We start from the raw sequence: 22,170 nt of genomic DNA on the forward strand, positions 1-22,170 counted from the left end.
ATATGACAGCGACTTCCGAACCCGTACAGGAATGGGGGCCGTTTGGTCGCCCGCTTTTCGATGATCCCTCTGCCCGTGCTCTGTCGCGCATCGGGGTCGTCGACGTGGGGTCCAACTCGGTACGGCTTGTGGTCTTTGACGGTGCTGCAAGAAGCCCTGCATATTTCTATAATGAAAAAATCATGTGCGCGCTGGGATCCGGCCTGTCCGAAACCGGTCATTTGAATCCCGAAGGGCGCGAACGGGCTTTGTCCGCGATACGCAGGTTCCAAATTCTTGCCAAACAAATTTGCCATGGGGGGCTGACCGCTGTTGCGACGGCCGCCGTTCGCGAAGCCGACGATGGCCGCGATTTTTGCGATCAGGTCCTGCGTGAAACGGGCCTAAACATTCATATCATCGATGGCACCGAAGAAGCCCGTTTGTCTGCACAGGGTGTCTTGCTGGGCTGGCCCGGATCTTACGGCCTTGTGTGCGACATCGGTGGGTCTTCGATGGAGCTTGCTGAAATCAACGACGGGCAAGTCGGGCGGCGTGTGACATCGGCACTTGGGCCGCTGAAACTGCGCGATATCAAAGGCGGCAAAAAAGGTCGCCGCGCGTATATCAACGAAACGCTTGATGTCCTCAAGGACAGCATGGGCAGTCAGCGAAATCGGCTGTTTCTTGTTGGGGGATCATGGCGCGCCATCGCGCGGATCGACATGGAACGCCGCGGGTATCCTTTGCATGTGCTGCATGAATATCGAATGAACGCGAAATCCATTCATGCGACCGCTGCGTATATCGCCGAAAACGATTTGGATACACTGCGACAGCGCTGTGGTGTGTCATCAAGCCGAATGTCCCTTGTCCCCTATGCCATTGATGTCCTCAAAGGCGTTATCCGCCGTTTCAAACCCCATGACATTGCCGTCAGTTCCTATGGCATCCGTGAAGGCATGCTGTACGAACAGATGCCCGACCGGTTGCGCGAACGCGACCCGCTGATCGAAGCAGCGCGGTTTGCAGAAGCCAAAGATGCCCGCATGCCCGGCTTTGGCAAATCGCTGTATGATTTTGTGTTGCCCTTGTTTTCAGCATATACGCCAGAACGCAAACGACTGGTTAAGGCGGCATGTCTCTTGCATGACGTCAGCTGGCGGGCGCACCCAGATTATCGCGCAGAGGTGTGCTTTGACAACGCCACACGTGCCAACCTTGGTGGGCTACGGCATTCAGAACGCGTGTACCTTGGCCTCGCACTCTTGCACCGATACCGGAACAAACGCGAAGGCACGCGTTTTGAAAACCTCTATGACTTGATAGATGAGCGCGCCCAGAAACAAGCCGAAGTCCTTGGCAAGGCGCTTCGGTTCGGGGCCATGCTCTGGATGGATGCGTCTGGCGACATGGGCACCCTGAAATGGCGCCCAAAGAAACGCGAGCTTCATTTACATCTTCCGGCCTCGTCAGAAGCTCTGTTTGGCGAAGTGGCCTCTGCACGGTTTCAGTCATTGGCAGAGTCGCTGGATGCGGAAACCTTTATCAAGATTATCCGGTAAGATCAGGCCTTGTGGCCAACTGATCCATGGCCGGAGGCATCAAACCTATAGATCAATTTCATCGGTTTCTGGCGCGGGAAGAGCATCTTCCGTCTGTTTTTTGCGCAAAATTATATCCCCGTTCGGCAGTATTTCCGGCGGGTGATACGATGACCAATCTTCAACTTCGTTCATCAGGTCCGTCAGCGCGGGACCCATTTCCAAGGCAAACGCTTGGAGTGATGGGCCCATGGAGTCCGCAAGTTCCTTGAACCCATCAAGTGCGGGCGCAACCTCTTGCTCCAACCCTTTGAAAAAGAGCAACGCTCCTTGTTCCATCAGGCTTAGACCATCTTCTTTTTCCTCGGCCGAAACGGGCATCGCCATCAGACCAAGACACACAGCAATCATCAAAGGTTTCATAGCCAATATATAGGTCCTCGAAGGCCTTATTGTAAGGTCACACATCAATATCCAACGTCACCGGAAAATGATCAGACGCCATAATCAGAGCATCGCGCAATTCAGGAATTGACCAGCAGTCCACGTCATCAAAGGGATGCCAGATACGCCACTTTGGTGACGTCGCGCGTAAATCCTCGGAAATCATGACGTAATCCAAAAGTGCCTGAAGATACCGTTTTTGTTTGGATAAATAAAACCTCGAGGTGGTATTTGCCCCACCCAGTCTCGACGACAATGCCCGTCGGGCATGCGGGTCAAACAGACAATGCTCGCCCTGTTCTCCCATTACAATTTCAACTGACGATCGCCCAAACAGATGTTCATATTCATCCAATCCAGGCCCGTCATTCAGATCACCCAGCACGATCACGGACTCTTTGGCGGCAAGATGATTTTCGACCCGTTGCCGCAACCAAATGGCTTGGGCAAGTTGCTTGCGCCGGTTCGCAATTGACAGCCGCATCACTTCATCGCGGTTCCGCGCACCATGAGGAGCTTTGGATTTCAGATGCACCCCGATCAATCGTAAATCATGGCCCGAAGCCGTGGTGACGGCCAGTTCCAAAGGGGGCTTTGAAAATTTAACCAAATCCTCGGTCGCATCCACATCCAGATCAATGCGAAACACCCCGTCAAAACGTGGGGCGTCGCCTGTGCCCTTCTTGCCAGTTTCCCCACCCCGCGGATCGTGCGCCGCGCTTAACGCCTCTGGGTCATACAACAACGCAATCTCTTGCTGGGTATCGTTCCGAAAGCCGATGATCGCACGGCAGGCGCGCAACTCAAAAGCGGCCGCAAAGTTTTCAAGCGCTTGAACGGTCGAATGCTTACCGTTTTGGTCTGGGGCCTCGATGATCATGATCGCATCAGCATCCAAGGCCGTAAAGACGATCCCAAGCGCTTCGATCTGTTGGGCGCGCGTAACGTCCCGCCGCCCCGACCACCCGTCATCCATCAGCAAATTATCAGTGCTATCAAACAGGTTTGAAAACCATTCCACGTTATACGTGGCGATCCGCATCAGGCTGCTGTCCGGTTGATTTCGTCCCAAGCCCGATTGATATCCATCATCCGCTTTTCAGCCAATTTGACAGCTTCTTCGGGAACACCGCGCGCCATCATGCTGTCGGGGTGCGTATCACGCACCATCTGCAACCAGACCTTGCGGATATCTTTGAGAGGCATATCCGCCGGCACTCCAAGCACCGAATAGGGATCAGGCGCACCATCCGGTACAAACCGCGAGCGCAACGCTTGGAACTGGGCTGCGGGCATGCCGAAAATCTCTGCGACCCGTTCAAGAAACAGATCTTCGTTGGGGTGATAATCGCCATCAGCAAGGGCGATGTGAAACAACCCTTCCATCAGGTCGCTGTAACACCCATGACCATCTCCAAAGAGCGTCTTGATTTTCATGGCATATTCTTCGAAACCGGCGACGTCTTGACGTGCAAGGTTGAACACCTTGGCGGCACCTGCCTCGTCATCTCGGGCAATCTGAAACACCTCGCGAAAGGCCGTCACTTCATCGCGGGTCACCAGACCATCGGCCTTGGCCATTTTGGCCCCGAGCGCCACAACCGCAATCGCAAAAGCCACGGAACGTTCAGGCGGGGTACGCAGTTTCTCGAAAACAGCCGCAAGGCTTTCACCTTGTGCCAGAGCAGATACAGCGTCAGAAATGCGGGTCCAGACAGACATAAAGATATCCTAGCGGGTGTACGTCACAGAGTCAGCGCCCATTCAAAGGATTTTCTGCATAAGCACAAGGTCCATCCAGCGATCAAATTTCCGCCCCGCGTCTTGCACCCGCCCGACAGCGCGAAACCCCAAATGTGTGTGGAAGGCAATTGCGGCCGTGTTTTCAGCCCCGATGCCCGCAATCAAAGAACGTGCGCCGCGGTTGGTGGCCACATCTTCCAAATATGCCATAATATTCCGCCCAACCCCCATACCCTGAGCTTGGGGTGCTACATAAATACTGTGTTCCATGCTGTGTGCATATCCGTCACCAGACCGAAACTGTGACAATCGTCCAAACCCCAATTGATGCTCTGCGTTCTGCACGACACAAAAGCCGTCGCGATCGTTTGCAATCCACTGTGCAATATCGCTGACAGCTTTTTCTTGCGACGTAAACGTGCTGACGCCATGCCGAATTTCCGCGTTCCAAATCATGGCGATATGATCAGCATCATCCGGGGTTGCTGCGCGAATGATCACGACAGCACACGCCGCCCGTGAGGTGTGTCAAATGTGGCCTGCAATGCAAATGCTCCAGCCACAAAGCGCACGCGCGTATCTTGCAGGCCAAGACTTGCGGCAAGGCTGGACGCTTCGGGATGAGCCACATCTAAGTGCGCCAAGCGACAGCCAGAGCTGGCCAACCTTTCGCCGGGCGGTATTGGCACCTGCCATTGCAACACGGCAGGGAACGCCCCCTGCATCGGGAGGATTCCGGTTTCCGGCACAGCCATCAACCATCGTAAATCCCCGCGTTCCATTTTGACTGGCACGCCTGCATCTTGCGCAATTCCATCAAGCGCAGCTTGCAAATTTGATGTTCGGCAAATCCAGTTCGCCAAACGCGCAGCGCCTGTAAATCGATCAAGGTCGAACCAACGCGAGTATGTGGGCGGCGTGGCGTCAGGATCGATCGCAATGGCCTCGAGATACAGCCCGTCGTCCAGCCCGATGAGACGATTATGGGTGCCATAACGGGCATGCTGCCCCCCTGCCCCCATCCGCACACCCAAAGCATCTTCGACGTGTGCAACAGCGTCTGCAAGGCTTTCGCCAGCTACAGCTAAATGATCTAATATCATAGTTGCTCTCCTGTACGTGTCATCGCGGTTCTACGACGCCAGCTTTCAATGTCGTTCCCCACAGCTTGCCTTGTTTCCAGGTCAATGAACAGGTGTGTCGCTGGCATTGTGATTGGAGTGCACACGCAGCGCTTTTACGAAAAATGCGGCCCCTTTCAGGGCCGCATTCATGATAATCAAATAGCTCACATCAGGGCATGACCCCGAGTGATCCTAGCTGCGTGCTTCACGGATAAGCCGGAGAATGTCCTGTGCAGCTTCGGGAATGTTGGTGCCCGGTCCAAAGATCGCCTTAACCCCAGCCTTTTGCAGGAATTCATAATCTTGCTGTGGAATGACACCGCCACAGATCACGATGATATCTTCGGCATCATTGTCCTTGAGGGCGGCAATCAACTGAGGCGCTAGGGTTTTGTGCCCCGCAGCCTGCGACGAAATGCCGACGACGTGCACGTCATTATCCACGGCATCTTGTGCTGCTTCGGCAGGTGTCTGGAACAATGGGCCAACATCGACGTCAAACCCGATGTCAGCAAACGCCGTTGCAATCACCTTGGCACCGCGGTCGTGGCCGTCTTGGCCCATTTTCACCACCAACATGCGTGGACGGCGGCCTTCTTCGGTGGCGAAATCGTCCACGGATTTTTGAATGGCCGCAAACCCTTCGTCGCCTTCATAAGCCGCGCCATACACACCAGCCAATGTTTTGACTTCGGCGCGATGACGGCCAAACTCTTTTTCCATAGCCATGCTGATTTCTCCAACGGTTGCGCGCGCTCGGGCGGCTTCGACGGCGCCAGCCAGAAGGTTACCACCTTCTTTGGCCATACGCGTCAACTCGGCCAAGGCCGCCTGACAGGCAGCTTCGTCACGGCTTGCGCGGATGCTGTTCAGACGTTCAATCTGGCTTTCACGAACCGCAACATTGTCCACATCCAAGATGTCGATCGGGTCCTGTTTATCCAAACGATATTTGTTCACGCCAACGACAACTTCGTCGCCTTTGTCAATCATCGCCTGACGGGTTGCAGCAGATTCTTCAATCCGCAACTTGGGCATGCCGCTGGCCACCGCTTTGGTCATACCGCCCATTTCTTCGACTTCTTCGATCAAGGCCCAAGCTTTGTCAGCAAGCTCGGCTGTCAGGCTTTCCACATAGTAGGAACCCGCCAATGGGTCGACCACGTTGGTCACGCCCGTCTCTTCTTGCAAGATAATCTGTGTGTTACGCGCAATCCGTGCCGAGAAATCGGTAGGCAGGGCAATCGCTTCGTCCAAGGCATTGGTGTGCAGGGATTGCGTACCGCCAAGCGCCGCCGACATCGCCTCGTAGGCGGTGCGGATGACGTTGTTGTACGGGTCTTGTTCCTGAAGCGATACACCAGATGTCTGACAGTGGGTCCGCAACATTTTGGAACGCTCGGATTTTGCCCCAAACTCTGTCATGATCCGGTGCCACAAGAGACGTGCCGCACGAAGCTTGGCCGCTTCCATGAAGAAGTTCATACCAATGGCAAAGAAGAACGACAAACGTCCCGCAAATTTGTCGACGTCCATGCCTGCATCAATCGCAGCACGCACATATTCACGCCCATCCGCCAGCGTATATGCGAGCTCCTGAACAAGGTTCGCACCGGCCTCTTGCATGTGATAACCCGAGATCGAGATCGAGTTAAACTTGGGCATTTCGTTCGACGTATATTCGATGATGTCGCTGATAATGCGCATCGAAGGTTCTGGCGGATAAATGTAGGTATTGCGCACCATGAACTCTTTGAGAATATCGTTCTGAATGGTGCCTGCCAGCAGCGCCTTGTCGTGCCCCTGTTCTTGCCCAGCCACAATAAAGCTGGCCAAAATCGGGATCACCGCACCGTTCATTGTCATCGACACGGAAACTTTGTCCAGCGGGATGCCATCAAACAAAATTTTCATATCCTCGACCGAGTCGATCGCCACGCCGGCCTTGCCAACGTCGCCTTCCACACGGGGGTGATCACTGTCATAGCCGCGGTGGGTGGCCAAATCGAACGCCACGGACACACCTTGCTGACCTGCCGCCAGATTGCGACGGTAAAAGGCGTTGGATTCTTCGGCGGTGGAAAACCCGGCGTACTGGCGGATTGTCCAAGGGCGGCCAGCATACATGGTGGCTTTGACGCCGCGTGTAAACGGACCGAACCCCGGCAGCGACCCCATGTGGGGCAGATCCTTGGTGTCTTCTTCTGTGTACAGCGGTTGAACCTCGATCCCCTCAAGGGTGTTCCAGGTCAAATCCTCCAAATCCCGCCCACGCAGTTCTTTTTGCGCTAGCTTGGACCACTCGTCTTTGTTGGTCATGTCAATTCCCTCATAGTTTGTCGCCAGATTCATGGGGCAACCCCATCCAATCCGGTCCGGTTTCTTCAATGAACAAAGCCAAACCATCTGCACCAGCGCGAAGCCAGTTCAGGTCTTTGGCGTATTTCTCTTGCAAGGCCGCGCGCTGCGATGGGGCAAATCGTTGCACGTGGCGATCGTCGTGGAATGATGTGACGTTATCGACAGGAAAATCCGCAAGCCCAAAGGGGGCATGGTTTGCACGCGTGCGCCCCCCCGCCTGGCGATCCCCCAAAACAACCCCCAGAACGGCGCCGGGGTGGTTGGACAAATGGTCATCCGTGGTCACATATATCTGGGCATTTGGCATCGCGCAGGCCACATCTTCGATGATCGCCTGCCAGCTTCGGGGGTGTGTCACAAACCGATCCAGAGGATCGGCACGCCCCCCGACCATGTCACGGATCGGGACATTGGATATATGAAGATTCCAAAAATCCTCGAGTGCACAAATTGTGATCAAAACTGTTTGGGCACCGCCCTGAAACGCGTACGCCAAACGGGCCATGCGCTCGCCCGCGCCGGGATACACTTGTGCCATGTCAATGCACTGTGCAACCGGCCCCAATGCGTCAGGTGCCGACACAAAAAGCCCGTACACACCCTCCTGCGCATAGCGCTTAAGATATATCTGAGAACGCCCGACGCCGCGACGCCTGCGATCCCTGACACCACGCCGTCCGCTCGGAAGGGTCACCCCGTCAAGCACACCAGACCGGATTTCTGCATCGCCCCAAACGCGTACCCCAGTCTGGTGCAGCGTCTCTTTTTGAGACTGTACAAAAGACCCAAATTTTTGGGCAAGCGGGAACCGGGCCCCAATATGAAAAATGACGTCCATCTGCGCGCGCACCTTATCAAGAGGCGCGGTTGGCACCCCGTGAGGATATACTTGGGCGGCCATCATGCGCAGATACCCGTCAGAATGCCGTTAACAGCTCTGTTTTTTGATGTTTCAGACAAGAACGGGATCGCAATCACAGCACACGCGCTTATATTGACCCCAACAGGAGAGACCATGAAACTTCGCATCGCATTCGTTCTATTGTCTTTTTTCGCAGGGGCTGCACAGGCCGCAGATGTCGCCGCACCAGAAACCGATCCGGTTTTTGTACAGGAGACAGGCGTGACACTGGAACAATATAAATGGGTCAAACGCCCCATCGTCGTATTCGCATATAGCCCGAGTGATCCACGCTTCGTCCAACAAATGTCCTTGTTGCACGCCCAACCCAGCGCTTTGGCAACGCGGGATGTTGTTGTGTTGTCTGATACGGACCCCGAGGCGCGCTCGGCCTTGCGAAACACCCTGCGCCCGCGCGGTTTCATGATGGTTCTGATTGGCAAAGATGGCGTGGTGTATTTGCGCAAACCTGCGCCGTGGGATGTACGCGAAATCACCCGCTCGATCGACAAGCTCCCATTGCGGCAACAAGAGATCAAAGACCGGCGCGAAGCCCCCATCCGATAAGTAAGCCGCCCCCACCCCGACGGGCACAGCGGGTTTTCCGCGCTGCGCCAATCGGTGATGTGGGGACGTCCTGAGATCATTGGATCATTCGAACTCGATGATCACTTCATCAACAGCAAGGCTATCGCCTGCTTCAGCGTTGATTTTGGCGACGACCGACTTTTTCTCCGCACGCAGGATGTTTTCCATCTTCATGGCTTCGATTGTGCACAGCGCTTGACCTTCTTGCACTTCGTCACCGACCTGAACATTGATGGCAACCACCAAGCCCGGCATTGGGCAGAGCAACATTTTCGATGTATCTGGCGGCAGCTTTTCGGGCATCAGAGACGCCAGTTCGGCCTGACGTGGCGTGCGCACATGGACCTTCATGTCAGCACCACGGCTGCGAATGCGGAAACCACCTGAGATTTTGCCTACTTTCAAAACCAGTGGCGCGCCGTCGATATCCAAAGTGGCCAATTGGTCACCCGGGGTCCAGTCGCTTGAAACGCGGACTTCTGTGCCATCCTCAAAGCGCACGGTCGATCCTTCGTGATCCGCTTGAATGCTGGTGGCAAAGCTTTGACCTTGCAATGTCACAACCCAGTCTGTTCCGACACGGCGTTCGTGGTTGTCCATCCGACCCGACACGCGTGTCCGGCGAATTTCAGCAACCCGGTGCATGGCCGCAGCAGAGGCCGCGATCTGACGCAACGAAGCCTCTGGAAGATCCACACCTTCAAAGCCTTCTGGATATTGCTCTTCGATAAAGGCCGTGGTCATTTCACCTGCCATAAAGACAGGGTGGTCCATAACCGCACTTAGGAATGGCAAGTTATGGCCAATGCCTTCGACTTCGAAGCCGTCCAACGCATTGCGCATGGCTTCGATCGCCGCATCACGTGTCGGCGCCCATGTGCAAAGCTTAGCAATCATGGGGTCATAATACATGCTGATCTCGCCGCCTTCATAGACACCGGTATCATTGCGCACAGCGACGACACCTTCGGGCGCATCGCCTTGCCATTTGTCGTTCACCAACAATGGACCCGCAGCCAGTTCTTCTGGTGGGCGATAGCGTGTCAAACGGCCAATGGATGGCAAGAACCCACGATATGGATCTTCTGCGTACAGGCGGTTTTCAATCGCCCAACCGTTCAATTTCACGTCGTCTTGCGAGATGCTCAGCGCTTCGCCATTTGCAACACGGATCATCTGTTCGACAAGGTCGACGCCCGTGATCAACTCTGTCACCGGATGTTCCACCTGCAAACGGGTGTTCATTTCCAAGAAGTAGAAGTTCTTGTCACCGTCCACGATGAACTCGACAGTCCCTGCGCTGGCATAATCCACCGCATGGGCCAAAGCGACGGCCTGTTCACCCATGGCTTTGCGGGTTGCTTCGTCCAAGAAGGGCGACGGGGCTTCTTCCACAACCTTTTGCTGGCGGCGTTGGATCGAACATTCGCGCTCACCCAGATAGACGCCGTTCCCATGGCTGTCACACAGCACCTGAATTTCGATGTGGCGCGGTTGCGTGATGAACTTTTCGATGAAAATACGGTCATCACCAAAGCTGTTGGCAGCTTCGTTTTTGGACGACTGGAAGCCTTCGCGGGCCTCGTCATCATTCCACGCGATCCGCATGCCCTTCCCGCCGCCACCGGCAGACGCTTTGATCATCACCGGATAGCCAATTTGGTTCGAAATTTTGACGGCTTCTTCTGCGTCTTCGATCAGGCCCATATATCCGGGCACAGTCGACACGTTTGCATCCTGCGCGATTTTCTTGGAGGTGATCTTGTCACCCATCTTTTCAATTGCCCCGACAGGAGGCCCGACGAATGCAACGCCTTCGGCGGCCAGCGCCTCGGCAAATTTGCTGTTTTCTGACAAAAAGCCATACCCGGGATGCACAGCCTGTGCGCCTGTTTGGCGGATGGCATCCATAACCTTGTCGATCACGATATAGGATTGGTTTGCCGGGGGCGGACCAATATGAACGGCCTCGTCCGCCATTTGCACGTGCAGCGCTTCTTTATCTGCATCTGAATAGATGGCGACGGTTTTCACACCCATCTTACGTGCAGTCTTGATCACACGGCAGGCGATCTCGCCCCGGTTCGCAATCAGAATTTTGTCGAACATGTTATGTCCCTTCCGGTTCTTGGCCCACGGGCAGTCCCGCAGACAGTGACAACAAAAAAACCATCGCAGCCACGCGGGCCCCGATGGTTTTGATTTCAGACATCAGCCGGGAACCGGCCAAGGAATTTGAGTTAGCTACATTTTCCTGGGTTTTCTTTACAGAAAAGCACATTGGCCGCGCTGCCAACGAGTGCGCCAGTGCCGGCATTGCCGCCAAAGACTTCGGCAGTGACGGCGCCTGCGGCACCACCAAAGAGGGCTTGTTCGCCAAAGTTGTCACCACAGGCAGATAACGTTGCAGTGGCACAGAGGGCAAACGCCGTGAGTTTGAAATATCGCATAGTGATGTCGCCTTTGATGCCTGACGTCCAAGTTTCGGCGACTGTGGCAGAATTTTCAGCAGGTGCCAGCAAGACAGGCGACTCACGCCCATCGCGGCAGAAACCCGCCGTTCAAACAGTCGTGGCGCATCAAAACGGGAAAAAACAGGTGATCCGGTAGAGACGCCACCGGACCACCCGCTAGGGGAAGGGTAACGGAATACACTGTTACTAGGACGAGTTCTGGTCAACTCGCGATCCTGAGAATTACTATTGGGGGCACTCGGCGCCTCGGCAACCATCATGCATGCTACAGAGCGCCCATTGGCCGCTTCTTGCGCATTTTCATGATGAATCGGCGATTTCATGCCCAATCTCCGTCCATAACATCCGGAAATGACACACGCACCGCATTCACGTCGATGACCAGCATCGCGTCATAGCTTGCAGGATCAAAGGGATCTTCGGCTGGGATAACCTCGCGGCCAAACAGCCAGCTCAGACGACCCGCATCTAGATTGCCGCGCTCAAACGGCTCGTCCCCAAAATAGTCCCACAGCGCCTGCATGAATCCGGCATCCGCACGCCGGTCTGCAGGGCGGCGGTCATTGAACCGTTCCCGACGGGTGATGGCTGTCACACCTTTGGGGTTGGGGCGTCGGACTGTGAATTGATAATCTGTACCGGGCAAACGCCCTGGGAAACCACGATGCTTAATCATGCCGCACCCTCCAGATTGGTCAAGGGGCGGAAGTGGGCGGGCCGCGAGGCCCACCCTGCCTGAATGGCGGAATTACTTGTATTTACCGGTATAGACCGGCTCTTGCGAGATCGGCTCGGGATCAACGACAACGTATTCTTCAACTGGTGCTGTGTCTGCACAGGCTGCGACGAGCGCAACCAGACCGAGGGCCAGCAGCGATTTGATGCTGTTCGACATGTCTTTCTCCATTTCTTTTGTTCTGTTGCGACAGGGCTAGTTTGCCCTGCGTGCCTCAATTCTTGGTTGGTCGCCACACCGTGGTGACCGCTGCCAAGAATAGCGGATTCAGACCTAAAAATAAATGGATAGCAGTCCAAGCTAATGTGCTGTGACCCCAAAGTCGCATTTCGTGGTGCGCTGGCCGTCGCTAGCGCAAGATATAGTGGTGGCATCAAAAACCCTCCCAGATGCAGGACCCGTCTTGGACGCTGAATGCCTCGAAAAACTGGGTAGCAACAGAGGAAATCACACCAAATTCGGTGTCACGGTCAGAGAGAGACACAATTATTTGCCCAACCTGTTGATCTTGCGAGACCAAAACCGGAAGGGCCTGAACTTCACAAAGGTGCACAAAATCACCTTCGACATTCTCAAAGGTGATGCCCTCTTGTCCGATGATGGGCATGACATACCGGAACCGCGCAACACGGCTGTGATCCTGCCGGTTCTCAAACAACATCTCATGCAAATATACATCATAGCCGGAGGGCACGACCAAAGGTTCCTCCAAACCTTTGGCCGTGGCCGCGGCGCCGATAAAGGCCCCTCCAATCGCGGCAAACAGTGTTCCCCATTTAGTCATGACGCACCTCACGATGCGCTGCGCATGCGCTCCAGCGCGCGCGCAACTGGGGATTAGCTAGTAAATCTTCAATTTGACCTTTTGTTTTGGCCCGCGGAAACGCCCCCCGAACCGTGCCACCCGCTGTCACGCAGACTTGACCATCTTTGCTCTCGACTTTGACTACAGGTGCGAAACCGCGCAACCCACGCAGTTCGCGCCAAAGATCCTGCCGAATTTGCTGAGCGAGCCGTCTGCGACCCACCGCTGGCATCAGCGTTTTCGCGCTGACATCAAAGGCGGCTGGAACGCGGCGCGTCACCGTAACAGACGTTTCGTCTCGTAGAATATGCCAGTTTTTGCGGCTCATCCACGCACACACACACACCCGCCCCAAATTTTGTCAGTCAAGACAAGGGCGCAGGAAAAGATCCGAGGTATACAGAGCTTTGCCATGATGTGTGTCCACTTGAGTGCCCGCCGGTGCCTAAAAGAGACAGCGCCGGCAGGGATTTCACGAGAGATTTCCGTAGATTAAAGCGGGATATTGTCGTGCTTTTTCCACGGGTTTGTCAGTTTTTTGGTGCGCAGGCTCGCAAATGCGCGGCTGACGCGTTTGCGTGTGCTGCGCGGCTGGATAACCTCATCAATAAAGCCACGCTCGGCCGCCACAAACGGGGTGGCAAAACGGTCTTCATAATCTGCAGCATGCTGCGCAATTTTCTCGGCATCATCCAGATCGGCACGATGAATAATCTCGGTCGCGCCTTTCGCGCCCATCACCGCAATCTCGGCTGTGGGCCAAGCATAGTTGAAGTCGCCACGCAGGTGCTTGGACGCCATAACGTCATATGCCCCACCATACGCTTTGCGTGTAATCACGGTGACTTTTGGCACCGTCGCTTCACCATAAGCAAACAACAGCTTGGCACCGTGCTTGATAACGCCGCCATATTCTTGCGACGTGCCAGGCAAGAAGCCAGGGACATCAACAAGCGTCAGAATTGGAATTTCGAACGCATCGCAGAAGCGCACAAAACGTGCTGCCTTGCGCGAACTGTCGATATCCAGACATCCCGCCAAAACCATTGGCTGGTTTGCAACCACACCCACGGTCTGACCTTCAAGGCGCACAAACCCGGTGATGATGTTTTTTGCGTAGTCTTCCTGAATTTCATAAAAATCGCCTTCGTCGGCAAGCTTATGAATCAGCTCTTTCATATCGTATGGCGCGTTGGCATTCGCAGGAATCAAGGTATCAAGCGATGCTTCAACACGACCCGGCTCATCAAAGAACGGGCGCACGGGAGCTTTTTCACGGTTGTTGAGCGGCAGAAAATCCACCAAGCGGCGTACTTCGGCCATGGCCTCAACATCATTTTCAAATGCGCCATCCGCGACCGATGACTTGCGTGTATGCGTAGATGCCCCACCCAACTCTTCGGCAGTGACAACTTCGTTTGTCACGGTTTTCACCACATCAGGACCAGTGACGAACATGTAAGAGCTGTCTTTGACCATAAAGATAAAGTCAGTCATCGCTGGCGAGTACACCGCGCCGCCCGCACATGGCCCCATAATCACGCTGATCTGCGGCACAACGCCAGACGCCATGATATTGCGCTGGAACACCTCGGCATAGCCCGCCAAGGACGCCACGCCTTCCTGAATACGCGCACCACCCGAGTCGTTCAGACCAATGACAGGCGCGCCATTCTGGATCGCCATATCTTGGATCTTACAGATCTTCTGAGCGTGGGTTTCAGAAAGCGACCCACCAAACACTGTGAAATCTTGCGAGAACACATAGACCATCCGGCCGTTGATGGTGCCCCAACCGGTTACAACGCCGTCCCCTGCAGGTTTATCCTGCTCCATACCAAAGTCGGTACAGCGGTGTGACACGAACATGTCGAATTCTTCAAAGCTGTCCTCGTCGAGCAAAAGCTCGATGCGTTCGCGTGCGGTCAACTTGCCTTTGGCATGCTGAGCCTTGATCCGACGCTCACCACCCCCCATACGGGCTGCGCTGCGGCGTTCTTCCAGTTCCTGGAGGATATCTTTCATGGTAAGTCCCCTTAAATTTGGACATACCCTACGACCAAGAAGGGTTTTTCGGAAGGAATTTTCGGCAAATTTGCAAAATTTGGATAACCAAAGTTTTGAATATTGCAAATCTGCAAATTTTTCCCTGAGGTAACATTGGACTTTCAAACGTTGACGCCATACCAATTGAGCCATGGCTCAACACACGACTCCGCGGTTCCTTAGCCGCACAAGCGCTCCTCACATCAGCACCCTGATCCTGCTCGCGGGCCTATCTGCGCTGTGCATGAACATTTTCCTGCCTTCACTGCCTGGAATGACCGCATATTTCGACACCGAATATCAGATCATGCAGCTTTCGGTTGCGATCTATTTGGGCGTGAATGCCATCATGCAAATTGTCGTTGGGCCAGTGTCGGACAAGTTCGGACGCCGCCCTGTCATCCTATGGGGCCTTGGGCTGTTCCTATTGGCCACTCTGGGATGCATATACGCGCCCAATACCGAGATTTTCCTAGCATTTCGTATGGCACAAGCCGTTGTTGTTGTCGCAATGGTCCTCAGTCGCGCCGTCGTACGTGACATCGTCCCAGAGGATCAGGCGGCGTCGATGATCGGATATGTCACCATGGGCATGGCCATCGTCCCGATGATCGGCCCTGCCATCGGCGGGTTTTTGGACGAGTCCTTTGGCTGGAAAGCCAACTTCTGGATTCTCTTTGTCTTGGGGGCGGTCATTTTTGCGATGACTTGGGCCGATTTGGGGGAAACCGGACGCAAAAGCGGCTTGTCTCTGTCACGCCAGTTTCGCGAGTATCCAGAGCTTTTGAAAAGCCCGCGGTTTTGGGGATACTCCTTGGCAAGCGCATTGTCGTCAGGCGCATTCTTTGCCTATCTCGGTGGCGCCCCCTTCGTCGCGACCGAAGTTTTCGACATGGATGCGGCCAAAATTGGCATCTACTTTAGCGCACCTGCCGTCGGGTACTTTCTGGGGAATTTTGCGTCGGGCCGATACTCGGCCAGAATCGGCGTGAATCGAATGATCCTTTGGGGCTGTTACGTGAATGTGTTCGGAATGGCGCTATCTTTGGCGATCTTCCTTGCGGGCGCAGGGACCGAAGAGAGCTTTTTTGGGCTGGTCGTCTTTGTAGGCCTAGGGAACGGCATGACAATCCCCAATGCCACAGCCGGTGCGCTCTCGGTGCGTCCACACCTTGCTGGCACAGCATCTGGCCTTGCCGGCGCCATCATGATCGGCGGCGGCGCAGCCTTGTCAGCTCTGGCAGGTGCATTGCTGACACCTGAACGCGGAGCCTATCCCTTGCTGTGGATTATGTTGATCGTATCGGTGATGGCTGTTGTAACCATATTGGCGGTCATAAAGCGCGAGAAACGCCTGACTGGTTTGTAATTCGACGCCTGAACATCGCCGCTCGCCTTACCTCTTAAGGTCGTGACCATACCCCGCACTGAAAGCCGGTTTCAAATCTCGAGAATTCGGAGTAACTTTGCAAAGTTAGCTTTGCAGTTAGCAAACGCCGTTACAGTGCCCGCACGCTCAGGAGACATCTATGGCCCCTCAAAAACTCTATGCTGGTGCAAAGTTGCGCGAAGTGCGCACGCGTCTGGCCCTCACCCAAAAAGAGTTTGCGCAAAAGCTTGGCGTCTCCCTGCCCTATCTCAACCAGATGGAAAACAACAACCGTCCGGTTTCCACCACGGTTGTCTTGGCCTTGGCGCAAGAGTTCGGGTTTGATGTCACCGAGCTGGGCAGCGGGGATGCTGAACGTCTGATCAGCGATATGCGCGAAGCAATGGCCGATCCCGTTCTGGCCGATACCACTGCCCCGCTGGCAGACCTGCGGCTGACCGCATCAAACGCCCCGGCCTTGGCACGCGCATTCTTGGAATTACACCGCGCTTACCGCCAAACCCATGAACGGCTGGCGTCACTGGACGAAGCTCTTGGCCGACAAGATGTGCAAACCTTGGCCAGCCCTTGGGATGAGGTGCGTGATTTCTTTCACTATTGTGACAACTATATTGATGCGGTTGATCACTCTGCCGAAAGCTTTGCTTCGCGCAGCCACGCAGCAGGTGGCATCCGTCAAGCTGCCGTCAGATCGCTTAAGGATGCAGGCATCCAAGTGGAGCTCGCGGACATCGAAGCGTTGCGCCACTACGAGCCTGCGTCCAAAACGCTCCGCATTTCAAATCGCGCTGCACCACAAACCCAGACCTTTCAACTGTTGTTACAAATTGCGTTGTTGCGCTCTGACAAATTGCTCGAGGCCACGCTTGATTTGGCGCGTTTCCAAACCGATGCCGCCCGTGCCATCGCCAAAATTGGCTTGGCCAACTATTTCGCTGGTGCAGCGCTCATGCCCTATACTGAATTCCTTCAGGCCGCACGCGAAACGCGCCATGACCTCGAAGTCCTCGCAAACAGGTTCGGGGCCTCGATCGAACAAGTTGCCCATCGTCTTTCGACATTGCAACGCCCTGCGGCCAAAGGCATCCCGTTCTTTTTTTCCCGCGTGGATCAAGCTGGCACAATCACCAAACGCCACAGCGCCACGCGCTTGCAATTTGCCCGTTTTGGCGGCGCCTGCCCGCTCTGGAACGTACACCGTGCGTTTGAAACGCCGGGGCGGTTCCTAAGACAGTTGGCTGAAACGCCGGATGGTGTGCGTTATATCAGCCTTGCGCGGGACGTTTCAAAAACCGGTGGGCATTACGGCGCGCCAGTCCGGCGCTATGCCATCGCTTTGGGCTGCGAAATCGCCCATGCCGATGCTCTTGTATATGCGGATCATATGGACATCTCGACACCAGAGGCCTTTGAACCCATTGGCATATCATGCCGGATTTGCGAGCGAACCCACTGCCATCAACGCTCGGTTCCTCCGCTGGAACGCAAAGTGTCTATTGACGAAAACAGGCGGGGCGTTTTGCCATATGATGTGGACTAATCCGCCGACCTCAACAACGCAACGAGAGCAGATATGCGACGTATCCTCATAAGACTGTGCATCATATTGGGTGTCATCATTGCGGGCGGCATCGCCCTTGGGGCGTTTGCCGAGCGGGCGTTGATCTATCCATTTGATCCGCGCACCGTCGCTCCGGCAGATGTTGGGCTTGCAACCGTCACCGCCCGCGAACTCGACATCAACCAAGAGACCCTCACCGTATGGACTGCACCTGCCAAACGCGGGAAACCGGTGATTTTCTATCTGCATGGGAACGCTGGCAACCTCGCCACCCGAGACGGTCGCTTCAAACGGTTCCTCGCCCGTGGATATGGGCTTGTGGCGCCTGCATATCGCGGATCAAGCGGCAGCACCGGCTGGCCAACGGAAACGGCGCTCATCACGGATGTTACCGCAATATACGGTCAAATCCCCTTGCTCTTGCCCACGGCAAAGTCTGCAAACGTCATTGTCTATGGGGAATCTCTGGGAACCGCTGTCACTCTTGGGCTATTAGAGACAATTGCGGCCTCAGAGGGTGCACAGAAGGTGCCTGCTGGCGTGATCCTTGAGGCCCCTTTTACCTCGCTGCCGGATTTGGCTGAAACTCACTACCCGGGCACCTATCAACTCGCGCTAAAGCTGGATGATACATGGCCAAGCCTTACGCGTGCGCGTGCCCTTACCCCGCCTTTGCTGGTGCTTCACGGCACCAGAGATACCTTGATCCCAATAGAACAAGGGCGACAGATATTCTCTGCCGCCCCGTCCAATCAAAAATCATTTGTGACCGTCAAAGGTGCCGGACATACCGACCTTTGGCGCACGGACACCCTGCCTCGTCTTTGGCAGTTCATAGATACCTATTTGGTCAAATAGGCATAGACCTCGTCTTTGACGGCCGCACGACGCTTGCGCAGGTCAACCTCGGCAAGCTCTTCGCGGGGCTCAACGTTGGTTTCCGCGCGGTGCACCTTGCGGTTCAGCTCGTGATATTCATCAGCCAGCTTTGCAAAGTGTGCATCCGAGACCTTCAGCTCGTGCATCTTTTCAACGAATTCCGGAAACTCTTCGGCCAGTTCGTGAGGGGTATGAGACATGTTTTGCGCTCCTATTTCCATGTGTTCGAACAGAGCCTATCTGGTGGCCACAGACACCTGCTTTGACAGGGATCAAATCGCCACCAGTTATGACATTTTTTTAACGCTGGGATGTCTGCCAGTTTGGATTGATCCAAGGGGCATCATTTGCGGGGGCCAGCATACCCCGCCCCAGAATATGATCGGCAGCTTTTTCGCCGGTCATGATCGACGGACCGTTCAGGTTTCCGTTGGTAATCCGTGGAAAGATCGAGCTGTCAGCCACCCGAAGCCCTTCAACACCGATCACCCGACATTCGGGATCAACCACGGCCATCGGATCATCGACCGCGCCCATTTTACAGGTGCCACAGGGGTGGTACGCGCTTTCTGCATGTTCGCGAATAAAGGCGTCAAGTTCATCATCTGACTGGACCGCAGCGCCGGGCTGGATTTCGTGTTTCACATACGGCTTAAAGGCATCCTGTGCAAAAATCTCGCGTGTCAGGCGGATGCACTTACGGAAATCTTCCCAGTCTTTTTCTTCGCTCATATAGTTAAACAAGATATTTGGTGCGGCCTTGGGATCGGCGCTTGCCAAGGTGACGGCCCCACGAGATTCAGCCCGCATCGGCCCCACATGCGCCTGAAAACCGTGACCTTCGGCGGCGGCTTGACCATCATAGCGCACAGCGATCGGCAAAAAGTGATACTGGATATCCGGATAATCCACCCCCGCCGCAGATCGGATAAACGCGGCAGATTCAAATTGATTCGACGCCCCAAGCCCCGACTTGAGAAACAGCCACTGTGCCCCAATTGCGGCTTTGCCGATCAGGTTCCAGTATTTGAACAGAGTGATGGGTTTGCTTGCGGCCATCTGAATATACAGCTCGAGATGATCCTGTAGGTTTTGGCCAACGCCCGCGCGATCCGCGATCACCTCAATGCCATGCTCGGCAAGATGCTCTGCCGGACCAATACCCGACAACATCAACAACTTTGGTGAATTGATCGAACTTGAAGAGAGGATCACCTCTTGATTGGCATGGATGACTTCTACCTTGCCATTGCGTTCAATCTCGACGCCCGTCGCCCGGCCATCCTTGATGACAACCCGACGCGCAAGGCCTTTGACGATATCACAATTTGGGCGTTTGAGCGCGGGCCGAAGATACGCATTCGCAGCCGACCACCGCCGCCCCTTCCAAACCGTTTGCTCCATCGGGCCAAAGCCCTCTTGTTGCGCGCCGTTATAGTCATCAGTGACCGGATATCCTGCCTGTTTTCCGGACGTGACAAATGCATCATGCAACGGATTATCCCGTGGTCCGCGTGACACGTGCAAAGGTCCGTCAGTCCCCCGCCATGCGGGATCCCCGCCATGTCCGCCATCATGCCATGTTTCCATACGTTTAAAATACGGCAGGACATCTGCATATCCCCAACCATGCGCGCCACTTTGTGCCCAATGATCATAGTCCCCGGCGTGACCGCGCACATAGACCATACCGTTGATCGAAGATGACCCACCGACCACCTTGCCACGTGGGCAAACCAGTTCGCGCCCATCAAGATGCGGCTCTGGTTGTGACTTGTACCCCCAGTCGTACAGCTTCATGTTCATCGGATACGACAGCGCCGCTGGCATCTGAATCAAAGGCCCCATATCGGTTCCGCCGTATTCGATGACAAGCACGGATTTACCCGCCTCTGACAACCGATACGCCATCGCGCACCCTGCGCTGCCTGCACCTACAATGACATAATCCGCGTTCATTTGGTTCTCCGGTTCGTGATTGCGCCCGTTCCAATCCTGCGAAACTGCAAAGATCATCGGGCGTGCACGCAGTTCAATGGTTTCTAAAAGGCGGCTTCGACGTCTCCCATCCGCACATAGACCGATTTGACCTGGCTATAGTGCTGGATGGCTTCTTTGGAATTCTCCCGCCCCACGCCCGAGGCTTTGACACCGCCAAACGGAGCTTCGACAGGGGCATCGTTATACGAGTTGATAAAGCAGCTGCCTGCTTCGAGTGCCCCAATCACGCGGTGCGCACGGCTCAGATCACGGGTAAACACCCCTGCCGAGAGACCAAAGTCTGTCGCATTGGCACGGGCGATCACTTCTGCTTCGTCCTCAAAATCCAAGACCGCCATCACGGGGCCAAATATTTCCTCACGTGCAATCGTCATATCATCGGTGACATCTGCAAACACGGTGGGTTCAAGGTAAAAACCGTCACGCTCGAGTTGCCCGCCACCGGCCACAAGCCGCGCACCCTCGTCGAGGCCTTTGGCGATATAGCCTTTGACAATGTCCATTTGGGATGCGCTGACCATTGGGCCAAAGTTCGTCGCCTCGTCCAAGGGGTCGCCGATCACGGCGGATTGCATGCGCTCTGCAAGCCGCTTCAAAAAGGCGTCTTTGATCCCCTTTTGCACGAACACACGCGTGCCATTGCTACAGACCTGCCCGGACGCATAGAAGTTTCCGTTGATCGCGCCCCCCACGGCATTGTCCAAATCCGCATCATCAAAAACAATCAGCGGCGACTTGCCTCCCAGCTCCATCGTGACATGTTTCATACCTGCTGCGGCCGCGGAATATACCTTGCGCCCAGTGGGAACAGACCCCGTCAAAGACACCTTATCAACGCGCGGATCCGTAACCAGAGACGCGCCGACATCCCCAAGACCCTGCACAACGTTATATAGCCCGGCCGGAAGGCCAGCTTCGATCAGGATTTCCGCAACCTTAAGCGCGCACAATGGAGTTGTTTCGGAAGGCTTGAAAATCATCGCATTGCCACAAGCCAACGCGGGTGCGCCTTTCCAGCATGCAATCTGGGTTGGATAGTTCCACGCCCCAATGCCAACACAAACACCCAATGGTTCACGCACCGTGTATACCCAATCTTCGCCAAGCGGGATGTGCTCGCCGGTCAAAGTCGCGGCCAATCCGCCAAAGTATTCCAAGGCATCCGCGCCAGAAGTCGCATCTGCCACAAGAGTTTCCTGAAGCGGTTTGCCAGTATCATAGGTTTCAAGAACAGAAAGCTCGTGGTTGCGCTCACGCATAATATCTGCGGCACGCCGCAAAACTCGCCCTCTTTCCGTACCGGACATCTTGGCCCACTGTTTTTGGGCGGCCCGCGCCGCCTCAATCGCCTGATCCACAATCTGTGGCGTCGCAGCATAGACTGTTGCAATCACTTCGCCCGTAGCGGGAAAGATGACCTGAATCGGTGTCCCCGAAGTGTCTTCGACATAAGCGCCATTGATAAAATGGCTTGCTGTTGGTTGCTGCGACATAGGTGCCCTGTGTGAGTTATCCGCAAAGTCCTGCGTAATTAGAAGTTGTTGGATCAGGGGCATTCCGAAAACTGGGTTCGGGACGTGTCACGATCCGGCGT

The 22,170-nt window shown here is 55.1% G+C and carries 22 protein-coding genes; 5 read left to right on the plus strand and 17 right to left on the minus strand.

What is annotated here, in order from left to right:
- The first annotated feature begins 2 nt into the window (after positions 1-2).
- A complete protein-coding gene (locus FAP39_RS04460; protein ID WP_138015182.1) occupies positions 3-1,544 on the plus strand; it encodes a Ppx/GppA family phosphatase in 1,542 nt (513 codons plus the stop codon).
- Between the two features lie 45 nt (positions 1,545-1,589).
- Here the strand turns inward: FAP39_RS04460 and FAP39_RS04465 are convergent, their stop codons facing one another.
- The 7 genes from FAP39_RS04465 to FAP39_RS04495 all read right to left on the minus strand — a co-directional run bounded on the left by FAP39_RS04465 (position 1,590) and on the right by FAP39_RS04495 (position 8,099).
- Positions 1,590-1,946 carry a hypothetical protein gene (locus FAP39_RS04465; RefSeq protein WP_138015285.1) on the minus strand — a complete coding sequence of 119 codons (357 nt, stop codon included), beginning with the start codon at positions 1,944-1,946 and terminating at the stop codon, positions 1,590-1,592.
- A gap of 37 nt (positions 1,947-1,983) precedes the next feature.
- A complete protein-coding gene (locus FAP39_RS04470) occupies positions 1,984-3,009 on the minus strand; it encodes an endonuclease/exonuclease/phosphatase family protein (protein WP_138015183.1) in 1,026 nt (341 codons plus the stop codon).
- Positions 3,009-3,689, minus strand: coding sequence for a molecular chaperone DjiA (locus FAP39_RS04475; RefSeq protein WP_138015184.1), 681 nt, complete (start codon positions 3,687-3,689; stop codon positions 3,009-3,011). Before FAP39_RS04475 ends, FAP39_RS04470 begins: the two co-directional genes overlap by 1 nt.
- A gap of 42 nt (positions 3,690-3,731) precedes the next feature.
- On the minus strand, positions 3,732-4,211 hold the full coding sequence (locus FAP39_RS04480) for a GNAT family N-acetyltransferase (protein WP_138015185.1): 480 nt from the start codon (positions 4,209-4,211) through the stop codon (positions 3,732-3,734).
- Positions 4,208-4,813, minus strand: a complete 606-nt coding sequence (locus tag FAP39_RS04485; RefSeq protein WP_138015186.1) for a VOC family protein — start codon at positions 4,811-4,813, stop codon at positions 4,208-4,210. Before FAP39_RS04485 ends, FAP39_RS04480 begins: the two co-directional genes overlap by 4 nt.
- 213 nt (positions 4,814-5,026) lie before the next feature.
- On the minus strand, positions 5,027-7,153 hold the full coding sequence (gene scpA / locus FAP39_RS04490; protein WP_138015187.1) for a methylmalonyl-CoA mutase: 2,127 nt from the start codon (positions 7,151-7,153) through the stop codon (positions 5,027-5,029).
- Positions 7,154-7,163: 10 nt separating this feature from the next.
- On the minus strand, positions 7,164-8,099 hold the full coding sequence (locus tag FAP39_RS04495) for a hypothetical protein (protein WP_138015188.1): 936 nt from the start codon (positions 8,097-8,099) through the stop codon (positions 7,164-7,166).
- A 111-nt stretch (positions 8,100-8,210) separates the two neighbouring features.
- On the opposite strand from FAP39_RS04495, the gene FAP39_RS04500 reads away from it, so the two are divergent.
- Positions 8,211-8,663: a DUF4174 domain-containing protein gene (locus FAP39_RS04500; RefSeq protein WP_138015189.1), complete on the plus strand. Its 453-nt coding sequence runs from the start codon at positions 8,211-8,213 to the stop codon at positions 8,661-8,663.
- Positions 8,664-8,747: 84 nt separating this feature from the next.
- On the opposite strand, the gene FAP39_RS04505 is transcribed toward FAP39_RS04500, so the two are convergent.
- From FAP39_RS04505 to FAP39_RS04530, 7 genes are all read right to left on the minus strand, one after another.
- A complete protein-coding gene (locus FAP39_RS04505) occupies positions 8,748-10,793 on the minus strand; it encodes an acetyl-CoA carboxylase biotin carboxylase subunit (RefSeq protein WP_138015190.1) in 2,046 nt (681 codons plus the stop codon).
- Between the two features lies 1 nt (position 10,794).
- On the minus strand, positions 10,795-11,481 hold the full coding sequence (locus tag FAP39_RS17960; RefSeq protein ID WP_171006774.1) for a hypothetical protein: 687 nt from the start codon (positions 11,479-11,481) through the stop codon (positions 10,795-10,797).
- The gene (locus FAP39_RS04515; protein ID WP_138015192.1) at positions 11,478-11,834 is read right to left on the minus strand and encodes a hypothetical protein; all 357 of its coding nucleotides are present in this window, start codon (positions 11,832-11,834) and stop codon (positions 11,478-11,480) included. The genes FAP39_RS17960 and FAP39_RS04515 overlap by 4 nt, the downstream gene beginning before the upstream one ends.
- A gap of 72 nt (positions 11,835-11,906) precedes the next feature.
- Entirely contained in the window at positions 11,907-12,053 is a 147-nt protein-coding gene (locus tag FAP39_RS17475) for a hypothetical protein (RefSeq protein WP_171006775.1), read from the minus strand.
- A gap of 214 nt (positions 12,054-12,267) precedes the next feature.
- Positions 12,268-12,678, minus strand: coding sequence for a DUF6497 family protein (locus FAP39_RS04520; protein ID WP_138015193.1), 411 nt, complete (start codon positions 12,676-12,678; stop codon positions 12,268-12,270).
- Positions 12,671-13,027 (minus strand): hypothetical protein, encoded by a 357-nt coding sequence (locus tag FAP39_RS04525; protein WP_138015194.1) that lies wholly within the window; start codon positions 13,025-13,027, stop codon positions 12,671-12,673. Before FAP39_RS04525 ends, FAP39_RS04520 begins: the two co-directional genes overlap by 8 nt.
- A gap of 164 nt (positions 13,028-13,191) precedes the next feature.
- Positions 13,192-14,724, minus strand: coding sequence for an acyl-CoA carboxylase subunit beta (locus tag FAP39_RS04530; RefSeq protein WP_138015195.1), 1,533 nt, complete (start codon positions 14,722-14,724; stop codon positions 13,192-13,194).
- A gap of 172 nt (positions 14,725-14,896) precedes the next feature.
- Between FAP39_RS04530 and FAP39_RS04535 the strand changes: the two genes are divergently transcribed.
- From FAP39_RS04535 to FAP39_RS04545, 3 genes are all read left to right on the plus strand, one after another.
- Positions 14,897-16,114 (plus strand): multidrug effflux MFS transporter, encoded by a 1,218-nt coding sequence (locus tag FAP39_RS04535; protein ID WP_138015196.1) that lies wholly within the window; start codon positions 14,897-14,899, stop codon positions 16,112-16,114.
- Positions 16,115-16,274: 160 nt separating this feature from the next.
- A complete protein-coding gene (locus FAP39_RS04540; protein ID WP_138015197.1) occupies positions 16,275-17,675 on the plus strand; it encodes a helix-turn-helix domain-containing protein in 1,401 nt (466 codons plus the stop codon).
- 33 nt (positions 17,676-17,708) lie between these two features.
- Positions 17,709-18,554: an alpha/beta hydrolase gene (locus tag FAP39_RS04545; protein ID WP_138015198.1), complete on the plus strand. Its 846-nt coding sequence runs from the start codon at positions 17,709-17,711 to the stop codon at positions 18,552-18,554.
- On the opposite strand, the gene FAP39_RS04550 is transcribed toward FAP39_RS04545, so the two are convergent.
- The 3 genes from FAP39_RS04550 to betB all read right to left on the minus strand — a co-directional run bounded on the left by FAP39_RS04550 (position 18,539) and on the right by betB (position 22,069).
- A complete protein-coding gene (locus FAP39_RS04550) occupies positions 18,539-18,775 on the minus strand; it encodes an HP1242/YdcH family protein (RefSeq protein WP_138015199.1) in 237 nt (78 codons plus the stop codon). The two genes, FAP39_RS04545 and FAP39_RS04550, sit on opposite strands and share 16 nt — an antisense overlap.
- A 100-nt stretch (positions 18,776-18,875) precedes the next feature.
- Positions 18,876-20,534 carry a choline dehydrogenase gene (gene betA / locus FAP39_RS04555; protein ID WP_138015200.1) on the minus strand — a complete coding sequence of 553 codons (1,659 nt, stop codon included), beginning with the start codon at positions 20,532-20,534 and terminating at the stop codon, positions 18,876-18,878.
- An 83-nt stretch (positions 20,535-20,617) separates the two neighbouring features.
- The gene (gene betB, locus FAP39_RS04560) at positions 20,618-22,069 is read right to left on the minus strand and encodes a betaine-aldehyde dehydrogenase (RefSeq protein ID WP_138015201.1); all 1,452 of its coding nucleotides are present in this window, start codon (positions 22,067-22,069) and stop codon (positions 20,618-20,620) included.
- Positions 22,070-22,170 lie beyond the last annotated feature (101 nt).

Source organism: Shimia litoralis, assembly GCF_005518135.1.
Lineage (GTDB): Bacteria > Pseudomonadota > Alphaproteobacteria > Rhodobacterales > Rhodobacteraceae > Shimia_E > Shimia_E litoralis.